General features: G+C 42.4%; 15 protein-coding genes. 7 read left to right on the forward strand and 8 right to left on the reverse strand.

The annotated features are described in order from the left end of the window. Nucleotide 1: 1 nt before the first annotated feature. The 5 genes from LY624_RS01410 to LY624_RS01430 all read right to left on the reverse strand — a co-directional run bounded on the left by LY624_RS01410 (nt 2) and on the right by LY624_RS01430 (nt 3,653). Nucleotides 2–490: an FKBP-type peptidyl-prolyl cis-trans isomerase gene (locus LY624_RS01410; RefSeq protein ID WP_130151556.1), complete on the reverse strand. Its 489-nt coding sequence runs from the start codon at nt 488–490 to the stop codon at nt 2–4. Between the two features lie 63 nt (nt 491–553). Then, complete coding sequence (locus tag LY624_RS01415) at nt 554–2,026, reverse strand: transglycosylase SLT domain-containing protein (RefSeq protein WP_445936729.1); 1,473 nt, start codon at nt 2,024–2,026, stop codon at nt 554–556. Between the two features lie 43 nt (nt 2,027–2,069). Beyond that, on the reverse strand, nt 2,070–3,071 hold the full coding sequence (locus LY624_RS01420) for an MBL fold metallo-hydrolase (RefSeq protein ID WP_341803696.1): 1,002 nt from the start codon (nt 3,069–3,071) through the stop codon (nt 2,070–2,072). Between the two features lie 64 nt (nt 3,072–3,135). Next, nucleotides 3,136–3,423 carry a cell division protein ZapA gene (locus LY624_RS01425; protein ID WP_341803697.1) on the reverse strand — a complete coding sequence of 96 codons (288 nt, stop codon included), beginning with the start codon at nt 3,421–3,423 and terminating at the stop codon, nt 3,136–3,138. Beyond that, complete coding sequence (locus tag LY624_RS01430; RefSeq protein ID WP_130151560.1) at nt 3,423–3,653, reverse strand: cell division protein ZapB; 231 nt, start codon at nt 3,651–3,653, stop codon at nt 3,423–3,425. The genes LY624_RS01425 and LY624_RS01430 overlap by 1 nt, the downstream gene beginning before the upstream one ends. Nucleotides 3,654–3,893: 240 nt before the next feature. Here LY624_RS01430 and LY624_RS01435 point away from each other — a divergent pair, with 240 nt between their 5' ends. Then, entirely contained in the window at nt 3,894–4,733 is an 840-nt protein-coding gene (locus LY624_RS01435; RefSeq protein ID WP_341803698.1) for a 23S rRNA (adenine(2030)-N(6))-methyltransferase RlmJ, read from the forward strand. A 52-nt stretch (nt 4,734–4,785) separates the two neighbouring features. Here the strand turns inward: LY624_RS01435 and LY624_RS01440 are convergent, their stop codons facing one another. The 3 genes from LY624_RS01440 to LY624_RS01450 form a co-directional block, all read right to left on the reverse strand. Next, the gene (locus LY624_RS01440; protein WP_341803699.1) at nt 4,786–5,595 is read right to left on the reverse strand and encodes an META domain-containing protein; all 810 of its coding nucleotides are present in this window, start codon (nt 5,593–5,595) and stop codon (nt 4,786–4,788) included. 109 nt (nt 5,596–5,704) lie between these two features. After that, nucleotides 5,705–6,271, reverse strand: coding sequence for a PhnA domain-containing protein (locus LY624_RS01445; protein WP_130050406.1), 567 nt, complete (start codon nt 6,269–6,271; stop codon nt 5,705–5,707). Nucleotides 6,272–6,395: 124 nt separating this feature from the next. Then, nucleotides 6,396–7,064, reverse strand: a complete 669-nt coding sequence (locus LY624_RS01450; protein WP_165381498.1) for a transporter substrate-binding domain-containing protein — start codon at nt 7,062–7,064, stop codon at nt 6,396–6,398. A gap of 203 nt (nt 7,065–7,267) precedes the next feature. Between LY624_RS01450 and LY624_RS01455 the strand changes: the two genes are divergently transcribed. The 6 genes from LY624_RS01455 to LY624_RS01480 all read left to right on the forward strand — a co-directional run bounded on the left by LY624_RS01455 (nt 7,268) and on the right by LY624_RS01480 (nt 15,589). Next, the gene (locus LY624_RS01455; RefSeq protein ID WP_341803700.1) at nt 7,268–8,554 is read left to right on the forward strand and encodes an EAL and HDOD domain-containing protein; all 1,287 of its coding nucleotides are present in this window, start codon (nt 7,268–7,270) and stop codon (nt 8,552–8,554) included. A 44-nt stretch (nt 8,555–8,598) separates the two neighbouring features. Further along, nucleotides 8,599–9,213, forward strand: a complete 615-nt coding sequence (locus LY624_RS01460; RefSeq protein WP_341803701.1) for a paraquat-inducible protein A — start codon at nt 8,599–8,601, stop codon at nt 9,211–9,213. A gap of 43 nt (nt 9,214–9,256) precedes the next feature. Further along, a complete protein-coding gene (locus LY624_RS01465) occupies nt 9,257–9,610 on the forward strand; it encodes a hypothetical protein (RefSeq protein WP_237119822.1) in 354 nt (117 codons plus the stop codon). Between the two features lie 105 nt (nt 9,611–9,715). Further along, nucleotides 9,716–11,038 (forward strand): TolC family protein, encoded by a 1,323-nt coding sequence (locus LY624_RS01470; RefSeq protein WP_341803702.1) that lies wholly within the window; start codon nt 9,716–9,718, stop codon nt 11,036–11,038. Further along, on the forward strand, nt 11,031–12,488 hold the full coding sequence (locus LY624_RS01475; RefSeq protein ID WP_341803703.1) for an efflux RND transporter periplasmic adaptor subunit: 1,458 nt from the start codon (nt 11,031–11,033) through the stop codon (nt 12,486–12,488). The genes LY624_RS01470 and LY624_RS01475 overlap by 8 nt, the downstream gene beginning before the upstream one ends. Beyond that, nucleotides 12,485–15,589, forward strand: coding sequence for an efflux RND transporter permease subunit (locus LY624_RS01480; protein WP_341803704.1), 3,105 nt, complete (start codon nt 12,485–12,487; stop codon nt 15,587–15,589). The genes LY624_RS01475 and LY624_RS01480 overlap by 4 nt, the downstream gene beginning before the upstream one ends. Nucleotides 15,590–15,654 lie beyond the last annotated feature (65 nt).

Raw genomic sequence — 15,654 nt, forward strand, 5'->3', positions numbered from 1 at the left:
CTTAGTGGCTGTGGCCACAACCGCCTTCACCGTGCACGTGGCCGTGTGATAATTCTTCGGCTGTTGCTTGGCGAACATTGATCACTTCAACATCAAATGTCAGTGTTTTGCCAGCAAAAGGGTGGTTTAAGTCACAATCCGCATTAAAGCGACCTACTTTCACGATAGTCACTTGGTGGCGACCTTGGTTTGAATGCACGATTGCAGTCATACCTGGCTTCCACACTTTTGTGTTGCCTTGTAAGTGCTTAAGTGGGATGCGTTGGATTAGGTTATCAACGCGTTCGCCGTAAGACTCGCTAGGCTCAAGTGTTACGCTAAAGTTATCACCAGCTGCCTTACCTTCAAGGGCTTTTTCAAGACCTGGAAGCATGCCCTCAGTACCATGGATATATGAAAGCGGCTCGCCATCTTTACTTGATTCGATTTGCTCGCCTGCTTCACTTAATGTGTAGTGAAACTCAACCGCTGAGTCTTTGCTGATTTGCATGTTTTTACTCTTTAGAATTTAAATATAAATGCCGATTTTACGCTAACCGCTTTGGCTGAGCAATCAAGGCTTTTTTAAAGAGCTTTCGATACCCGACAGTATCGTCTCGCTCGCTGGTGTATTATGTTTTGTGGGCTCGGCTTGTGGCAAATGTAATGTCAAAATCGTGCCTGGCTTTAATACGCTTGTTGCATTTAACTTATTCCACATCGCGACATCCTTGTGGGGGACATCATAGAGCCGGCTAATGCTCCAAATAGAGTCACCGGGTTTGACTTGGTAATCAACGGCAATAGTGGGGATTGTTGGTTCATTTTGCTCTAAGTAAGGACTAATTTTATAATCGACCAACAAGGACTTTTGTATTGTCTGTGGTTTATTTAAATGGAGCTGTTCACCAACTTTGATTAGGTTTGAGGCTTTATTATTTAATTTTTTCAGTGCCTCGACTGACATGCTAAAGCGTCGTGCAATACTGTATAAAGTATCGTCTTTTTGTACGGTGTATTGGCCTGCAAAGTTATTACGGAATAGTTTGCTCTGTAGTATAGTTTGCTGCTCCATTGGGAGTAATAAAGTATGTGGGCCATTCGGCGAACTTTGGTTTTTTAAGTAACCAGGGTTAAGTTTGTGCAATTGACTGCGGCCGATTCCTGATAGGTTTGCAATCACAGAAAACTCAAATTGTTGGCCAACATTAAATTCAGTTGTGAGTGGTTTATTTACCAGTTTTGGGCGCTTAAAGCCTTTTTCGGGATGCCTTACTAAGTAGCTGAGGGCTAATAATTTGGGTATATAGTCTGCGGTTTCTTTTGGTAATGAGAGCGACCAGTAATCTGTTTTTTTTCCTCTTTTTTGATTGTCTTTAATGGCCTTCTTTACTCGACCCTCACCACTGTTATAGGCTGCTAATGCATGAAGCCAATTACCATTAAAGCGCTTGTGTAGGTAGCTTAAGTAAGCGAGTGCAGCATCGGTTGAAGCTAAAATATCTTGACGACCATCATACCATTGGTCGCTTTGCACACCGAAATGATAGGCCGTTGCGCCTACCAATTGCCATATTCCCACAGCATGTTCTGAAGAGCGAACTGTAGGTCTAAAATCACTTTCAACAAAGGGTAACAGTGCAAGCTCCATAGGGAGGTTCTGCTTTTCGACACGTTTAACAATGTGATAAAGATAAGGAGCGGCTCTACGGTTTACTGTTTCGAGATACTCAGGCTGTTTTAAATACCACTTTAAACGCGCAGTAGTCAGTTTATTGGTCTGAAAAACCAAAGAAAGATTATTTGCTATATGTTGCCATAGGTCATCAGAAGTTGGCTCAGAGGCTGGAATAGTTACTTTGGGTGACGGTAGCGCGGCAGTGGGTGATGCATCTAATTGCTCACTGGTTTTTTCTTGATAGCTTAAGTTAGGCTCAAAGTGGTTAAAGATCTTTGGCTTATCATCTTGATTTTGTGGCGATTCTTTCTTAGTGGTTTGGCATCCTTGTAAACTAATAAATATGCACAGCAATAGAAAATATTTCAAACGTAATAGAGCCATATAATAAAATCCCTTTATTATTTTAGCGCTATTTTGAAGTTTTAGCCTGCTTTAGTCCAGCCTCAAGAAATATATTAAATGCACGTTCGCCAATTTCGTCGCTCTGATAGCTTTGTTTTATGGTTATAGGGAATGTTGTTATTAACTCTTTTACGGGGGCATTCGGCTGAGCTTTTACCTGCTCTTCAATCGTACTTAAAAATGCTATTGGTTTTGCAAGCATCGCGGGTGTGAGCTTTTCGCCATGGCCAGGTAAAATGGTTGTGATGGTTTTACTTTGCGCAAGCTGTGTGAGTGCGTTAAGCCATGGTGCTAGTTGTCCATGACCTGGATAGGGCAGGCTATCAACCATATCGCCACCCAATAAGATTTGGCCATTATCAGCAAGTAAGGTTAAATCACCATATGTATGCGCGTGATAGGGTTCAATGGTAACTGGGTAATCGCCTAGATCAAGCTTGGTTTGTTCTGAGATGATAAGAGCGGGCTCTTTAAGCGATAACTCACGCCAGCGTAGCAAACGCTGTTTCGCAAGCGTTAACTTCTCTCGCCATGTATGTTGTTGTTCCTTGGGCAAATTAGCAAGGCGTTGGTAGCTAAGCTCAATACTTTTTTCATAGCTATCGAGTTTATCAGTAAACGCACGTTGTACGTGTGCAAAGTTTTTTGCAACCTGTTGATGAACAACGAGCTTTGCTTTGGGAAATTGGGCTTGCAGTACGGCCATGCCAAGGAGGTGGTCGTCATGATAATGGCTGCCAACCAAATAACATAAAGGTGTTTTCAAGCGTTGCTTGAGGGTGCTGGCTAGTTGCTCTACCGCTGCAAAGTCGCCACTGGCATCGAACATTAATGCACACTCTTTTCCTTCGATAAGAACTTGGTTCGAATCGTAAAAGCGTAGCTTAGCTTGTTGCTTTAAAAATTGAATTTCTGGTGTAATGGTATGCCAAGTAACATTAGCATTCACGGTAAAACAGACAGAAAATAAAGCAGTTATAATTCCTTTTAGAAAAGCACGTGTACGCATTGTTAATTCGCTTGTTATTATTCGAATGGAGAGTGTAAACAAAAAAAGCGCGAAATGCGCTTTTTTAAGGATCTAAATGTTGGCTTAGCTTATCGATTAATGAGTCATGCTGTTGCTCTTGTTTTGCTTGTTGCGATTTGACTTCGAGCAACTCATGACTTAAGTGCAACGCGGCCATTAATAAGGCTTTTTGTTCGTTACGAACAGCAGAGCGTTGCTTCATTTGTTCCACTAAGTCATTTAAATGTTGAGCTGCATCAACGAGCGCTTTTTCCTGCCCTTCAGGACAAGAAAACTCATGCTCTTTGCCAAGTAGCTCGACTGTGACACGCTGACTTTGTGGAGTGGCCATTAGCTAGCCTGATTAGCGCTTTGTAGTTTTTCAAGTAAGCCTGTTAATGTGCTGCTGGCATCCTTTTGCTTTTCTTCACTTTCAAGTACTTCAAGTTGTAGTGTTTCGTTTTCATCAAGTAACTTGGCGGTTTGATCTTTTAAGCTTTTAACTTCGCTTTCAAGTTCGCTATTTCGGTTAATTAGTTTGTCGATCAGTTGTTCGAGTTGGGAAAGAGTTTCGTTATTCATAAATGCGCTCATAAAACTGTGATTATTGTCATGCAAATGTAAAGGAAACTGTATCGATATGCCAGCATTTACGCCTGTTTTAGCGCATTTTTATTAAAAGTTAAGCTTCAATTCAGCCTCGGAGTATTTTTATTCATTTATGATTCACTTAGTGCTGAGTATTTAGGATCATTATCGGTTTATCGTGTACAATGAGGGCATCTATTTTTTGCGCACACTCGTATTTGGCGACTTATAAATATGCTTAGTTACCGACATTCTTTTCATACAGGAAACCCTGCTGATGTAGTTAAACATTTAGTTTTAGCTGAAGTTCTTAAATATCAAACAATCAAAGATAAACCACTTGATTATATTGATACGCATTCTGGAGCTGGCTTTTTTGAACTTGCCGGAAGTGATGCACAAAAAACACAAGAGTATTTAGAAGGGATCGCTAAACTATGGCAACATCGCAGTGAGCATAGTGCACTTAATGAGTATATCGAACTAATTAAGTTGTTTAATCAACAGGGTGATTTAGATTTCTACCCAGGCTCACCAAAAATAGCTGAACACTTCTTACGTCGCCAAGATAAAGGCTGGTTCTTTGAGTTACATCCACGTGATTTAGAACTATTGCAAAATAATATGCAAGGTAAGCGTTCTATTCGGGTACGTGGCGAGAACGGTTTTCAAGGGCTCGTGGGCTTATTGCCTCCTGCGTCACGTCGTGCTTGTGTATTAATTGATCCACCGTACGAAATTAAAGCTGACTACGACACGGTTGTTAATACTATTATTAAGGCTTACAAACGTTTTGCTACGGGTACGTATATGATCTGGTATCCGGTTGTTGACCGTGAACGTATCGATAGAATGGAAGCTGGTTTAATTGATTCAGGTGTGCGCAATATTCAGTTATTTGAATTAGCAACTGAAGCTGATACCGAAGTGCATGGTATGACGGCCTCTGGCATGATAGTCATTAATCCACCTTGGAAATTAAAGCAAACCATGGACGCTATCTTGCCCGAGCTAGTACAATTACTTGCACAAAACAGCGGTTTTTATCGCAGTGAACAACTGGTAGACGAATAACTTTATTCTAAACAAAAACCCCCAGTCTCTGCTGGGCGTTTTTGTTTGTAAACTAGTTCATATAGGTTGCAATAAACGTTGCCAATGGTTCATTGCTATCATCGAGTAAAATTAATTGCTCACCATTAATTGAAAACTGTGCTGTTGATGCCAGTAAGGCTGACATTGCAGCTTCGATATCCATTTGCTCCACACACATTTTTTTAGTGCTTGCAAGTGGGTTAAAGGTGAGAGTTTGCTCACTGATTTCATAGCTCCCAGAGAAACTATTACAACCTAAGAAGCCATGAGTTGAGCCATCATCTTTAAATTGAACAAAGGGCTCCTTTGTTTCAACGTTGAGCGCTTCACCAGCAATTGTAACTGCTTTCCAATAGGTATTGGTTAATGTCACATCTGGTTTTTTAGCGGATACCTTAGAGACGGTTACTTTGTATACATCGTCCATTGTGTTTTCTGAAAATGGGTTATTATGGGTTGTACTTATGTAAAGCAACTTACCTTGGTTTTCTATGCGCGCACTGACGCTGTAGCGGTGACGATCGGCAATTTTGCTTTCGTCATATTCTAGTGCCACGTTATAAGGTGGAGCCCCATTTAATTGTACTTCTTGCTCACTGATCACATCTGCTTTTGCATCCATCTTTGATACATCGGCCAGCTGTACTTTTAGCACTGAGCCTGGTGGCAACATGCTACGGTCTAAATAAGTCACTTGGGTATTGAGTGTTTTCATTGTTGATTGCTCAGCTTGCGGCTCAGCTGAATCTTCACTACAACCGCTTAATACTAAGCTGCTGCCTAATATCATTAAGCTACACAGTGAGGCACGTTTAAAAGAGGAGAAGGTATCCGAAGCCATGATGTTTTCCTTGCGTTTGGAGGACTATCTGTTAAATAGCTTAAAATTCGCTGACTTAATCATAGCTTAATTATATAAAAAATGGGCATAAAGCCCATTTTATCACTCGTTATTTTTTAACGTATTTAGTTAATATGACAATACGTTGGCCATCTACGCGCCCTTCAATATGTTCAGGGTTACTGGTTAAGCCAATATTTCTAACCGCCGTGCCGCGTTTAGCGACCAAGCTACTGCCTTTAACATCAAGATCTTTAATAAGTGTGACTGTGTCACCTGCTTGAAGTACAACGCCGTTGCTATCAATATGTTTAATATCGTCATCTTCAGCAAGAGCTGTTTGCGCCCACTTTAGTGTGTCTTCTTCAAGGTAGATCATGTCTAATGCATCTTGAGCCCAGCCGTTATCTGCCGCTAGGCGTTTTAGCATGCGATAGGCCACAACTTGTACAGCGGGTGTTTGACTCCACATACTGTCGTTTAAGCAATGCCAATGATTTGCAGTAAGGTCGGCATTATTTTCAATTTGATCTTTGCAGGTTTGGCAAACATAAATGCATTTATCAGAGTGAGCCTCTGTAACAGGTGGCACTTCGTACACAGATAAGTTATCTGTGGCAGTGCAAAGTTCACATTGGTTATTACTACGTTCAATAAGGGCTTGTTCAATGCTCATGGGAGGCTCTTTTCAGTTTGGAAGACTAATGCCAATTGCTTAGTTAATTGATCTATCTTAAAGCAAATCGCTAATAACAGCGTCCTAGTATAACAAAACCGCAGTTAAAGCGGAATAACCTTGTTTAGTGTAAGGGTATGGTTTTTGTGTACTTACTAATAATGGCTTCAATAGTGCCATCTTTTTTTAGACTGCGAATGGCGTCATTTATAACTGGCAGCATGGCTTGATGCTCTGATCTAAGTCTTATTTGTAAGTAGCCGTTTGAGTGACGTGCACCAAACGCAATCGAGGCATCCAATTGGTTTGCCCAGTACTTCGCACTAAGCTTGTCGATTATAATGACCTCTATTCTATTCATTTTTAACGCTTTTATTAGTTCTTTTTCTGAATGAAAGTCCACTCGTTTAAAGCGTTTATCATCATAATAGTAATAACCCAGTACGGTTCCGACAGGCTGTTTAGTAAGGTCCCTTAACTGTTGCCAGTTTTGAATATTTTCCTCAAGGCTAACGAGGTATTCCTCAATTGCGAATAAGTTCTCAGAATAACGAAACAAATCACTTTTTTGCTCCTGCTCACTTAGCCACGCACGGCTGATAACATCAAAATCAATATTGCCTAAATGAAGGTATTTAACCGTACGCTTAGCAGGCAGCTCTATGTGTTCAGCATCAATATTTGCGCGGGTAAGTATTTGAGCAATAACTTCAGGAAGAATACCCGGATTGCGTCTATTATCTATGTAATAAGGGAAAAAATTTCCAGAGCCAGTAACATTATATTTTAACACAGGAAATTGTTCGGCATGGACTACCTGCTCAGAGCCTAAAAAGAATAAAAGTAAAAATAATGAGTAAGTTAGTCGCAATGGGTTATATTAAAAGTTTGTCATACACTGAGTGTGGTTGGATTTTTCTTGTTTGGCAAGAAAACACCTTTCACTATACTAAGAACAGTTGTAGTGTTGATTTTTACAATTAAGCGGGATGTAAAATGTCAGAATTAAATATAGAAGGAAGTAAGAGTCAAAGTGTGACTCAGTATATAGCTAGGCAACCGATATTTAATGCTGATAAAACTCTATATGCCTACGAGCTATTATACAGAGAGTCAACTGACAACGTATTTCCTCAAGGCACAAGCGATGGTCAAGCGACAGGGCGGTTGTTTTTTAATGCGCTCATGTTAATGGGGCTAGAGAAACTTACTGGCTTTCAACCTGCATTTATCAACTTGTCTACCGATGCAATATTGGATGATTTTCCAAAGTTATTGCAGCCTCAAAGTGCAGTCATCGAAATTGTTGAGCGTACAACGAGCATTCCTCACGTCGCTCAACGTGTAAAACAACTAAAAGATGAAGGCTACTTTTTTGCTTTGGATGATTATGACGGATGCGAAAAGTGGCAACCTATTTTGCCATTAATGGACTTTATTAAACTTGAAGTTGAACAGCCGATCATTAAAACAAATATGATGATCAAAAAACTGAAACGTAGTTTCCCTAAAGCTAAAATTATTGTTGAGCGAATTGAAAATTACGAAGAGTTTGAGCAATTAAAAGCGGCAGGTTGTGACTTATTTCAAGGTTACTTTTTTGCTCGCCCCGAGTTATTAACGTATGGCAATGTTGAGCCTTCTAAAGTCGCAGTATTAGAACTTTTAAACTGTACGGCTCAACCGAATATAGACTTTGCTGCTGTACAAGAGCGCGTTGCAAAAGATTTGGGGCTGACTGCACGCATCTTAAAATTAGTAAATGCACGTTCAAGCAGTGCCCAGCAGACTATCAAATCTATTTCACAAGCTGTTATCTACTTGGGTGAAGACGCCATAAGACAATTTGTCCGCGTGCTTGCCTTGAGTGAACTGGGTAATGATAAACCCTCTGAGCTGACAAAGTTAGGGTTAATGCGTGCTAAATTTATTTCGTTAATGTTAGCACCTGGTGGAAAAGAGCTGGCAGAGCAAGGCTATTTGGTTGGTATGCTATCTGTTTTAGACGCTATTTTGGATATGGAGATTGACCTTGTTGCAAAAGAGTTTTCGTTAGGCGCTGAGTTGTCCAGTGCGCTGTTAAGTTTTAACGGTATGCTTGGCGGAACATTGAAACTCGTTAAAGCTGTAGAGGAAGAACATTGGCAGTCAGCAGATGAATTACTTGTGATGATTCGCCCCGCCTCAAAAATGGATGTTGTTTATGCAGCCATGTACGAATCAAGAGCCTATGCTGATGATGTATTTTCTACGCTCTCCTTAGTTACTGACTCGACTAGTTAAGTTAGTTATTATACCTAGTCTATTCATTTTTTTGGTTAGTTAAAATGCGTGTTATCTTTCCAGTTATCGCCATTATCGTTGCTTTAGCTTTACTAATTCCGGGTGTAACTCAGCCAGTGTTGACTTTAGAAGGCAAAATAAAAAAGTCAGAGCTGGCTAAAACAGGTATTGAAATGATTGCCGATGAAGGCGACAGAAATACCCGTAGTGTATTAATGATGGCATCAAGCATGTTAGGGCTTGATAAGCTTGAAGGTGAAATAGATGCCTACAAAAAAACACGCAGCATTTGGGGCACAGTGAATGAGCTTGCCAACAATAAAAATTATTTGGTGGCAGCACTGATTGCTGTGTTTTCAATTGTTATCCCCACATTAAAATTATTGATGCAGTTAGTTTATTGCTTTTTACCCGCCACCAAGTTTAAGTGCGTACTTGGCCAACTAGTACAAGGCTTAAGTAAATGGAGTATGGTTGATGTATTTGTGATTGCATTGATCGTGGCCTATCTAGCTGGTAATGCCGACGGGCAAATGGGTGAGCTGATAAGAATGCATGCCGAGCTGGGCGATGGATTTTGGTTTTTTACCGGCTATTGCCTGTTTGCTATTGCAGCAACTAGCAGCATAAAAATAGATAAACCCTTGTCGAGTGCGTAAATTTCGGGCTACAATTTGGGCAGTTAATTTTTAAGGTATGATGATGGCGCGACTTTCAAGCTACTTATTGATAGCTATGATGCTGCTCACTTTTGTGGGTCAGTCAGTTGCGTCTGTTGCTATGGTGTGTGATATGCCACATGCCAGCATGCAAATGGACCATCACGCAAATATGAGCGCTGATAGCGACATGAGTGATATGGATTGTTGCCATGAAGATATCATGGATAACAGCGATTGTGCGTGTCCGTTCAATGCCTGTACAGCTCACTCACTCCTTCCTCTAAATAGCTTAGTTGTTAGTTCAATTAAGCAATCTGAAAAAGTCACCGTGTTAGGCGTAAGCCAACTCAGCTTTCATATAAGCTCCTTATACCGCCCACCTATTACTGCTTAAGCAGGATAGGTCTGTCTAAAATTCAGCATCACGCTGCAAGAACACCTCATTCTGCACCCTAAATCTATTGTTTTTTACCATTATTTAAGATTTTTGGAGCATGTGATGATTCACAGCAAATTGATTAAGGCGCTTTCTCTAGGCGCAGTATTGATAACCTCAAGTTTAGTGAAAGCAGAGCCGTTGGCACTCAATCAGGTGATTGATTATGCATTGACTCACGAGCCTTGGTTACAGGCAAATAAATATCAGCAACAGGCAATAGAAGCGCAAAGCATTGCTGCGGGTACCTTACCAGATCCGGTATTAACTGTTGGCCTAATGAACTTACCAACCGATGGCTTTGCCTTTGACCAAGAAGGTATGACGCAATTCAAAGTGGGCTTATCACAACAATTTAGTCGTGGTGATAGTCTTGCCCTACAGCAGCAAGCATTACAGCAATCGGCTGAGCAATACCCTTGGCTTAGAGCAGACCGCCAAGCTCAGGTTAAAGCCATTGTTAGCGAAGCATGGCTAAACGCTTATCGCGCACAAAAAAGCATTCAATTGATTAACCAAGATAAAGCATTATTCAATCAACTCATTGATATAACAGAAGCAAGCTATGCTAATACACTTGGTGCGACTCGCCAGCAAGATATTATTCGCGCTCAGCTAGAGCTAACACGTCTTGAAGATAAGCTGGTGATGCTAGAGCAGCAGTTTGATAGTGCCAAAAAGCGACTGGCGCAATGGCTACCTATTGACATGCTAAATGGTGCAGTGAGTGATGAAAGTACCAAAGTGACCGCATTAATGCCTTATCAAAAGCTCGTCCCATCGGGTGTCACTGAAGTGTTGATGGGTCATCCAGCAATTATTGCTATTGAACATGCACTACGTGCTAAAAACACCCAAGTGCAAGTGGCTAAAGAAGCCTACAAACCACAATTTGGTATGAACCTAGGCTATGGCTATCGTGATGATACCCCGATGGGTGACTCTCGCGCTGACTTATTCTCAATTGGCGTTAGTGTTGATTTACCGCTATTTACTGATAATCGTCAAGATCAACAAGTGAATGCGGCAATAGCTAGTGCAGAGGCGGTAAAAACTAACAAGCTTATTACTCTACAAAAGCTGCAAGGTCAGTATTTTAAAGAGCTTAGCCAACTAAGCCGACTAGCCCAGCGCAAAGCGCTGTATCAGCAACAGCTATTACCGCAAATGGCTGAGCAAGCCGAGGCGACTCTAAATGCATACACCAACGATGATGGCGACTTTTCAGAAGTGATGCGTGCTCGCATTAGCGAACTAAACGCAAAAATTGATGCGTTAAACATCGAAATCGATAAACAAATAACCCTCGCTCGCCTCAATTATTACGCAGCAGCAAAAGATAACCGCATAAATGCAGCACAAAGCCAAGGAGCTAGCAATGAATAACACAGTGAAATTAGTTGTCGCTTTGGCGGTAGGTGCAGCATTGGCAACGGCTGTAAATAAGTTTGCTGCGCCAGATCATGCACAAATGCCAAGCGCTGAGAAAAAACCATTGTATTGGGTGGCGCCCATGGACAGCAATTACCGCCGTGATGAACCAGGTTTATCACCGATGGGTATGGAATTGGTCCCCGTTTATGAGGAGCAAAGTAGCGCTGAAGACAGCCCAGGTACCGTTAGAATTTCCCCCGCGGTCGTTAATAACTTAGGGGTAAGGACAGCGCCTGTGCGTTTTAAATCATTACAGACTACCGTTGATACGGTTGGTTATGTGCAATACGACCAAGACCAACTCGTGCATATTCACCCTCGTGTTGAAGGTTGGATAGAAACCTTATATGTCAAAGCCGCAGGTGACCAAGTTAAGCAAGGCGAGCCTCTTTATACATTATATTCTCCACAATTAGTAAACGCACAAGAAGAGCTATTGCTTGCCCTTAAACGTAACAACGCGGTGCTGATTCGTGCGGCAAAAGCACGTTTAGCCTCACTGAATGTTTCTGATGATTTTATTGCGCGATTAGAGCAAAGCCAAAAGGTTAGGCAAAACATTACCTTTTATGCCAAGCAAAGTGGCGTATTGGATGAGCTAAATATCCGCGAAGGCTTTTACGTGAAACCAGGCACAACCATGATGAGTATTGCACATCTAGAAGAAGTGTGGGTTGAAGCTGAAGTTTTTGAGCGTCAAGCAGGGCTTATTCATAAAGGCTTGCCAGTGACTATGACACTCGACTACTTACCAGGACAACGCTGGCAGGGTAAGGTCGATTACATTTACCCAACTCTTGATGAGAAAAACCGTACCCTGCGCGTGCGTTTGCGCTTTGCCAACCAAGATGGCTTATTAAAACCGAATATGTTCGCTGAAGTCAGCATTACGACTAAGCCAACTGAACCACAATTAGTGATAGCCAAAGAAGCTGTGATCCGCACCGGTAGCCAAGACCGTGTCGTGATTGATTTAGGCGAAGGGCGCTTTAAATCAGTTGCCGTGACGTTAGGTCGTAGTGACAATCATGATGTCGAAATTTTATCAGGCTTATTGAAAGACGATAACGTCGTGGTTTCAGCGCAGTTCTTAATAGACTCAGAATCAAGTAAGAGTTCTGACTTTATGCGTATGCAAGAACCGGATAGTGACAGCGCAATGGTGAATGGCGTGATCAACAGTATTGACCGCGAAGCCCGCACAGCCGTGATCAGTCGTGAGGCTATCCCTAAGTGGGGCCGCGAGGCTGCAACCATGGAGTTTCATTTTTCTCCGCGTATCGATATGTCTAGTTTACAAAGTGATGATGAAGTGCATTTTACCTTTAAATTGGTGGACGGTGAGTTTGTGATTTTTGACATCATGACCCTAAGCCACCCTATGCAAGGAGAAATGCAATGATAGCAGCCGTGATCCGTTGGTCAGTCGGTAATCGTTTCTTTGTATTACTGCTGTCTTTAATGTTGGCGGGCTTTGGGATTTTTTCTTTAAAGAATACCCCAGTTGATGCCTTGCCTGACTTATCTGATGTACAGGTTATTGTAAAAACCTCTTACCCAGGGCAAGCGCCACAAGTGGTGCAAGACCAAGTAACGTTTCCTATCACCACAGCGATGTTGTCGGTGCCTGGGGCTGAAACGGTAAGGGGCTTTTCGTTTTTTGGTGACTCTTATGTATACGTTATTTTTAACGAAGACACTGACCTTTATTGGGCCCGTAGTCGAGTGCAAGAGTATTTGAGTCAAGTAAGTGCTCGCTTACCTGATTCAGCGAGGCCTGAGCTTGGCCCTGATGCAACAGGGGTGGGTTGGATTTACTTGTATGCGCTGGTGGATAAAACCGGTAAGCACGATATTAGCCAGCTACGAAGCCTGCAAGATTGGTTTTTAAAGTTTGAACTGCAAACTGTACCTGGTGTATCAGAAGTGGCGTCTGTTGGCGGCATGGTTAAGCAGTATCAGGTGAATGTCGACCCCGATAAATTGCGTGCTTATGGTATTCCGCTGAGTTTAATTCAAACAGCAATTAAGCAAGGTAACCAAGAGCGTGGTGCCTCGGTGGTCGAAATGGCTGAAGCCGAATACATGGTATCGAGCACAGGCTATATTAAAAGTGTGGCTGATTTAGAAGCCATTCCGCTGGGTACTAATGCCAATGGTACGCCACTGCAATTACGCGATGTGGCTGATATAAAACTTGGGCCGCAAATGCGCCGTGGTATTGCCGAGCTTAACGGTGAAGGTGAAGTAACTGGTGGTGTGGTGGTGATGCGCTTTGGTGAAAACGCCGAAGCAACCATTAAACTAGTAAAAGAAAAGCTAGAGTCGCTTAAAAAAGGCCTGCCAGAGGGCGTTGAAATCATCCCTGTGTACGACCGTTCAAACCTAATTACCCAAGCACTTGATAACTTAAGCTCAAAGTTAATTGAAGAATTAATCGTCGTGGCCTTAGTGTGTGTGGTGTTTTTATTCCATATACGCTCATCGATCGTAGCCATTATCACGCTGCCAATGGGTATTTTAACGGCTTTTGTGGTGATGTATTGGCAAGGTATAAACGCCAACATCATGTCGCTTGGCGGGATAGCGATTGCCATTGGTGCCATGACAGATGGTGCTATCGTAATGATAGAAAATATGCATAAGCATATGGAGAAAACCCCACTGACCGACGAAAACCGTTGGCAAGTGGTGATGGACTCAGCCGCAGAAGTCGGGCCCGCATTATTCTTTAGTTTATTAATTATCACAGTCAGCTTTATGCCGGTGTTTATTCTTGAAGCACAGGAAGGGCGCATGTTCTCGCCACTGGCTTACACAAAAACTTATGCCATGGCGGCATCGGCAGGTCTAGCGATTACATTGGTGCCGGTATTAATGGGCTACTTTATTCGCGGTAAGGTTATTTCGGAGCAGAAAAACCCTGTAAACCGCTTATTGGTGGCAGCCTATAAACCCTTGTTAAATGCGGTGTTAAAAGCGCCGAAAACAACGCTGGTACTGGCCTTAGTGTTGGCTGCTATCGGCTTTTATCCAGTTAATAAAATTGGTAGCGAGTTTATTCCTCCCCTTGATGAGGGCGACTTAATGTATATGCCAACGACTTACCCAGGTATTTCCATTGGTAAGGCCCGTGAAATCTTACAGCAGACCGATAAGTTAATTGCCAGTGTGCCAGAGGTTGAATCAGTATTTGGTAAAGTAGGTCGTGCCGATACTGCGACAGATCCCGCACCGCTCACCATGATCGAAACCTTTATTCAGTTAAAGCCAAAATCACAGTGGCGCGAAGGTATGACAACCGAGAAACTGAAAAAAGAGCTCGATAATCTGGTTAAGTTCCCAGGGCTCACTAATGCGTGGGTTATGCCAATCAAAACGCGAATTGACATGCTTGCCACTGGGATTAAAACGCCTGTGGGGATCAAAGTTGCAGGGCCAAAACTGAGTGAAATTCAAAAAATTGGTGAGCAAATTGAAGTCATCTTAAAAGATTTACCGGGTACGGCTTCGGTTTATTCAGAGCGCGTTGCTGGTGGTCGCTACATCAAAGTCGATATCAACCGTGAAAAAGCAGCGCGGTACGGTTTGAACATTGCTGATGTACAACAGGTTGTTGCCACTGCTATCGGTGGCATGAATGTGACTGAAACCGTTGAAGGGCAAGAGCGTTATCCAGTTAACTTGCGTTATCCGCAAGATTATCGCGACTCGCCTGAAGAGCTTAAGTTGTTACCGATAGTGACGCCAAACGGCCAGCGTATCGCATTGGCCGACGTAGCCCATGTCTTTATCGAAGATGGCCCGCCGGGTATTAAAAGTGAAAATGCGCGTATCAATGGCTGGAGCTTAATTGATATTGAAGGCAGTGATATCGGCAGTTACGTTGAGCGTGCGCAACAAGCGCTGCATGAGCAACTCGAGCTACCTGCTGGTTACTCAATTACTTGGGCGGGGCAATACGAATATATGGAGCGCGCAAAAGCTAAACTCAGTTATGTATTGCCATTAACCTTGGCAATCATTGTGGTGCTGTTATACCTCAATTTTAGAAGCTTTATTGAGGTGGCAATGATCATGCTGACCTTACCGCTTGCGATGATAGGCGGTATTTGGCTGATGTACCTTGAAGGTTTTAACTTCTCTGTTGCCGTTGGAGTCGGCTTTATTGCGCTTGCGGGGGTTGCCGTTGAAATTGGCGTAATCATGCTGGTTTATCTCAACCAAGCTTATCAAGATGCCAAAGCGCAATCAGCACAATTTACGGTTACAGAGCTGCGCCAAGCAATTATTAATGGTGCTGGCCTTCGGGTTAGGCCTGTGATGATGACAGTGGCAACCATTATCATTGGTTTACTGCCAGTGCTTTATGGTACAGGAACGGGCAGTGAGGTGATGAGCCGAATAGCCGCGCCTATGGTCGGTGGTATGCTAAGTGCTGTTGTGTTAACACTTTTAGTCTTGCCTGCGCTTTATTTTATATGGCGTAAACGACACCTATAAATTTTACAGTGGGTGTGTAACTTGTACGTTCTTCTTACTATAAGTTACATACCTTTATATTTAAG

Origin of the sequence: Pseudoalteromonas sp. N1230-9 (assembly GCF_032716425.1) — a bacterium.
GTDB lineage: Bacteria > Pseudomonadota > Gammaproteobacteria > Enterobacterales > Alteromonadaceae > Pseudoalteromonas.

What these genes read in the sequence shown, in the direction of transcription:
- LY624_RS01445 (WP_130050406.1), bottom strand. Translation starts at nt 6,271, where the DNA reads ATGAGCATTGAACAAGCCCTTATTGAACGTAGTAATAACCAATGTGAA.
- LY624_RS01440 (WP_341803699.1), bottom strand. Translation starts at nt 5,595, where the DNA reads ATGGCTTCGGATACCTTCTCCTCTTTTAAACGTGCCTCACTGTGTAGC.
- LY624_RS01470 (WP_341803702.1), top strand. Translation starts at nt 9,716, where the DNA reads ATGATTCACAGCAAATTGATTAAGGCGCTTTCTCTAGGCGCAGTATTG.
- LY624_RS01480 (WP_341803704.1), top strand. Translation starts at nt 12,485, where the DNA reads ATGATAGCAGCCGTGATCCGTTGGTCAGTCGGTAATCGTTTCTTTGTA.
- LY624_RS01425 (WP_341803697.1), bottom strand. Translation starts at nt 3,423, where the DNA reads ATGGCCACTCCACAAAGTCAGCGTGTCACAGTCGAGCTACTTGGCAAA.
- LY624_RS01455 (WP_341803700.1), top strand. Translation starts at nt 7,268, where the DNA reads ATGTCAGAATTAAATATAGAAGGAAGTAAGAGTCAAAGTGTGACTCAG.
- LY624_RS01465 (WP_237119822.1), top strand. Translation starts at nt 9,257, where the DNA reads ATGGCGCGACTTTCAAGCTACTTATTGATAGCTATGATGCTGCTCACT.
- LY624_RS01410 (WP_130151556.1), bottom strand. Translation starts at nt 490, where the DNA reads ATGCAAATCAGCAAAGACTCAGCGGTTGAGTTTCACTACACATTAAGT.
- LY624_RS01435 (WP_341803698.1), top strand. Translation starts at nt 3,894, where the DNA reads ATGCTTAGTTACCGACATTCTTTTCATACAGGAAACCCTGCTGATGTA.
- LY624_RS01460 (WP_341803701.1), top strand. Translation starts at nt 8,599, where the DNA reads ATGCGTGTTATCTTTCCAGTTATCGCCATTATCGTTGCTTTAGCTTTA.
- LY624_RS01475 (WP_341803703.1), top strand. Translation starts at nt 11,031, where the DNA reads ATGAATAACACAGTGAAATTAGTTGTCGCTTTGGCGGTAGGTGCAGCA.
- LY624_RS01430 (WP_130151560.1), bottom strand. Translation starts at nt 3,653, where the DNA reads ATGAATAACGAAACTCTTTCCCAACTCGAACAACTGATCGACAAACTA.
- LY624_RS01420 (WP_341803696.1), bottom strand. Translation starts at nt 3,071, where the DNA reads ATGCGTACACGTGCTTTTCTAAAAGGAATTATAACTGCTTTATTTTCT.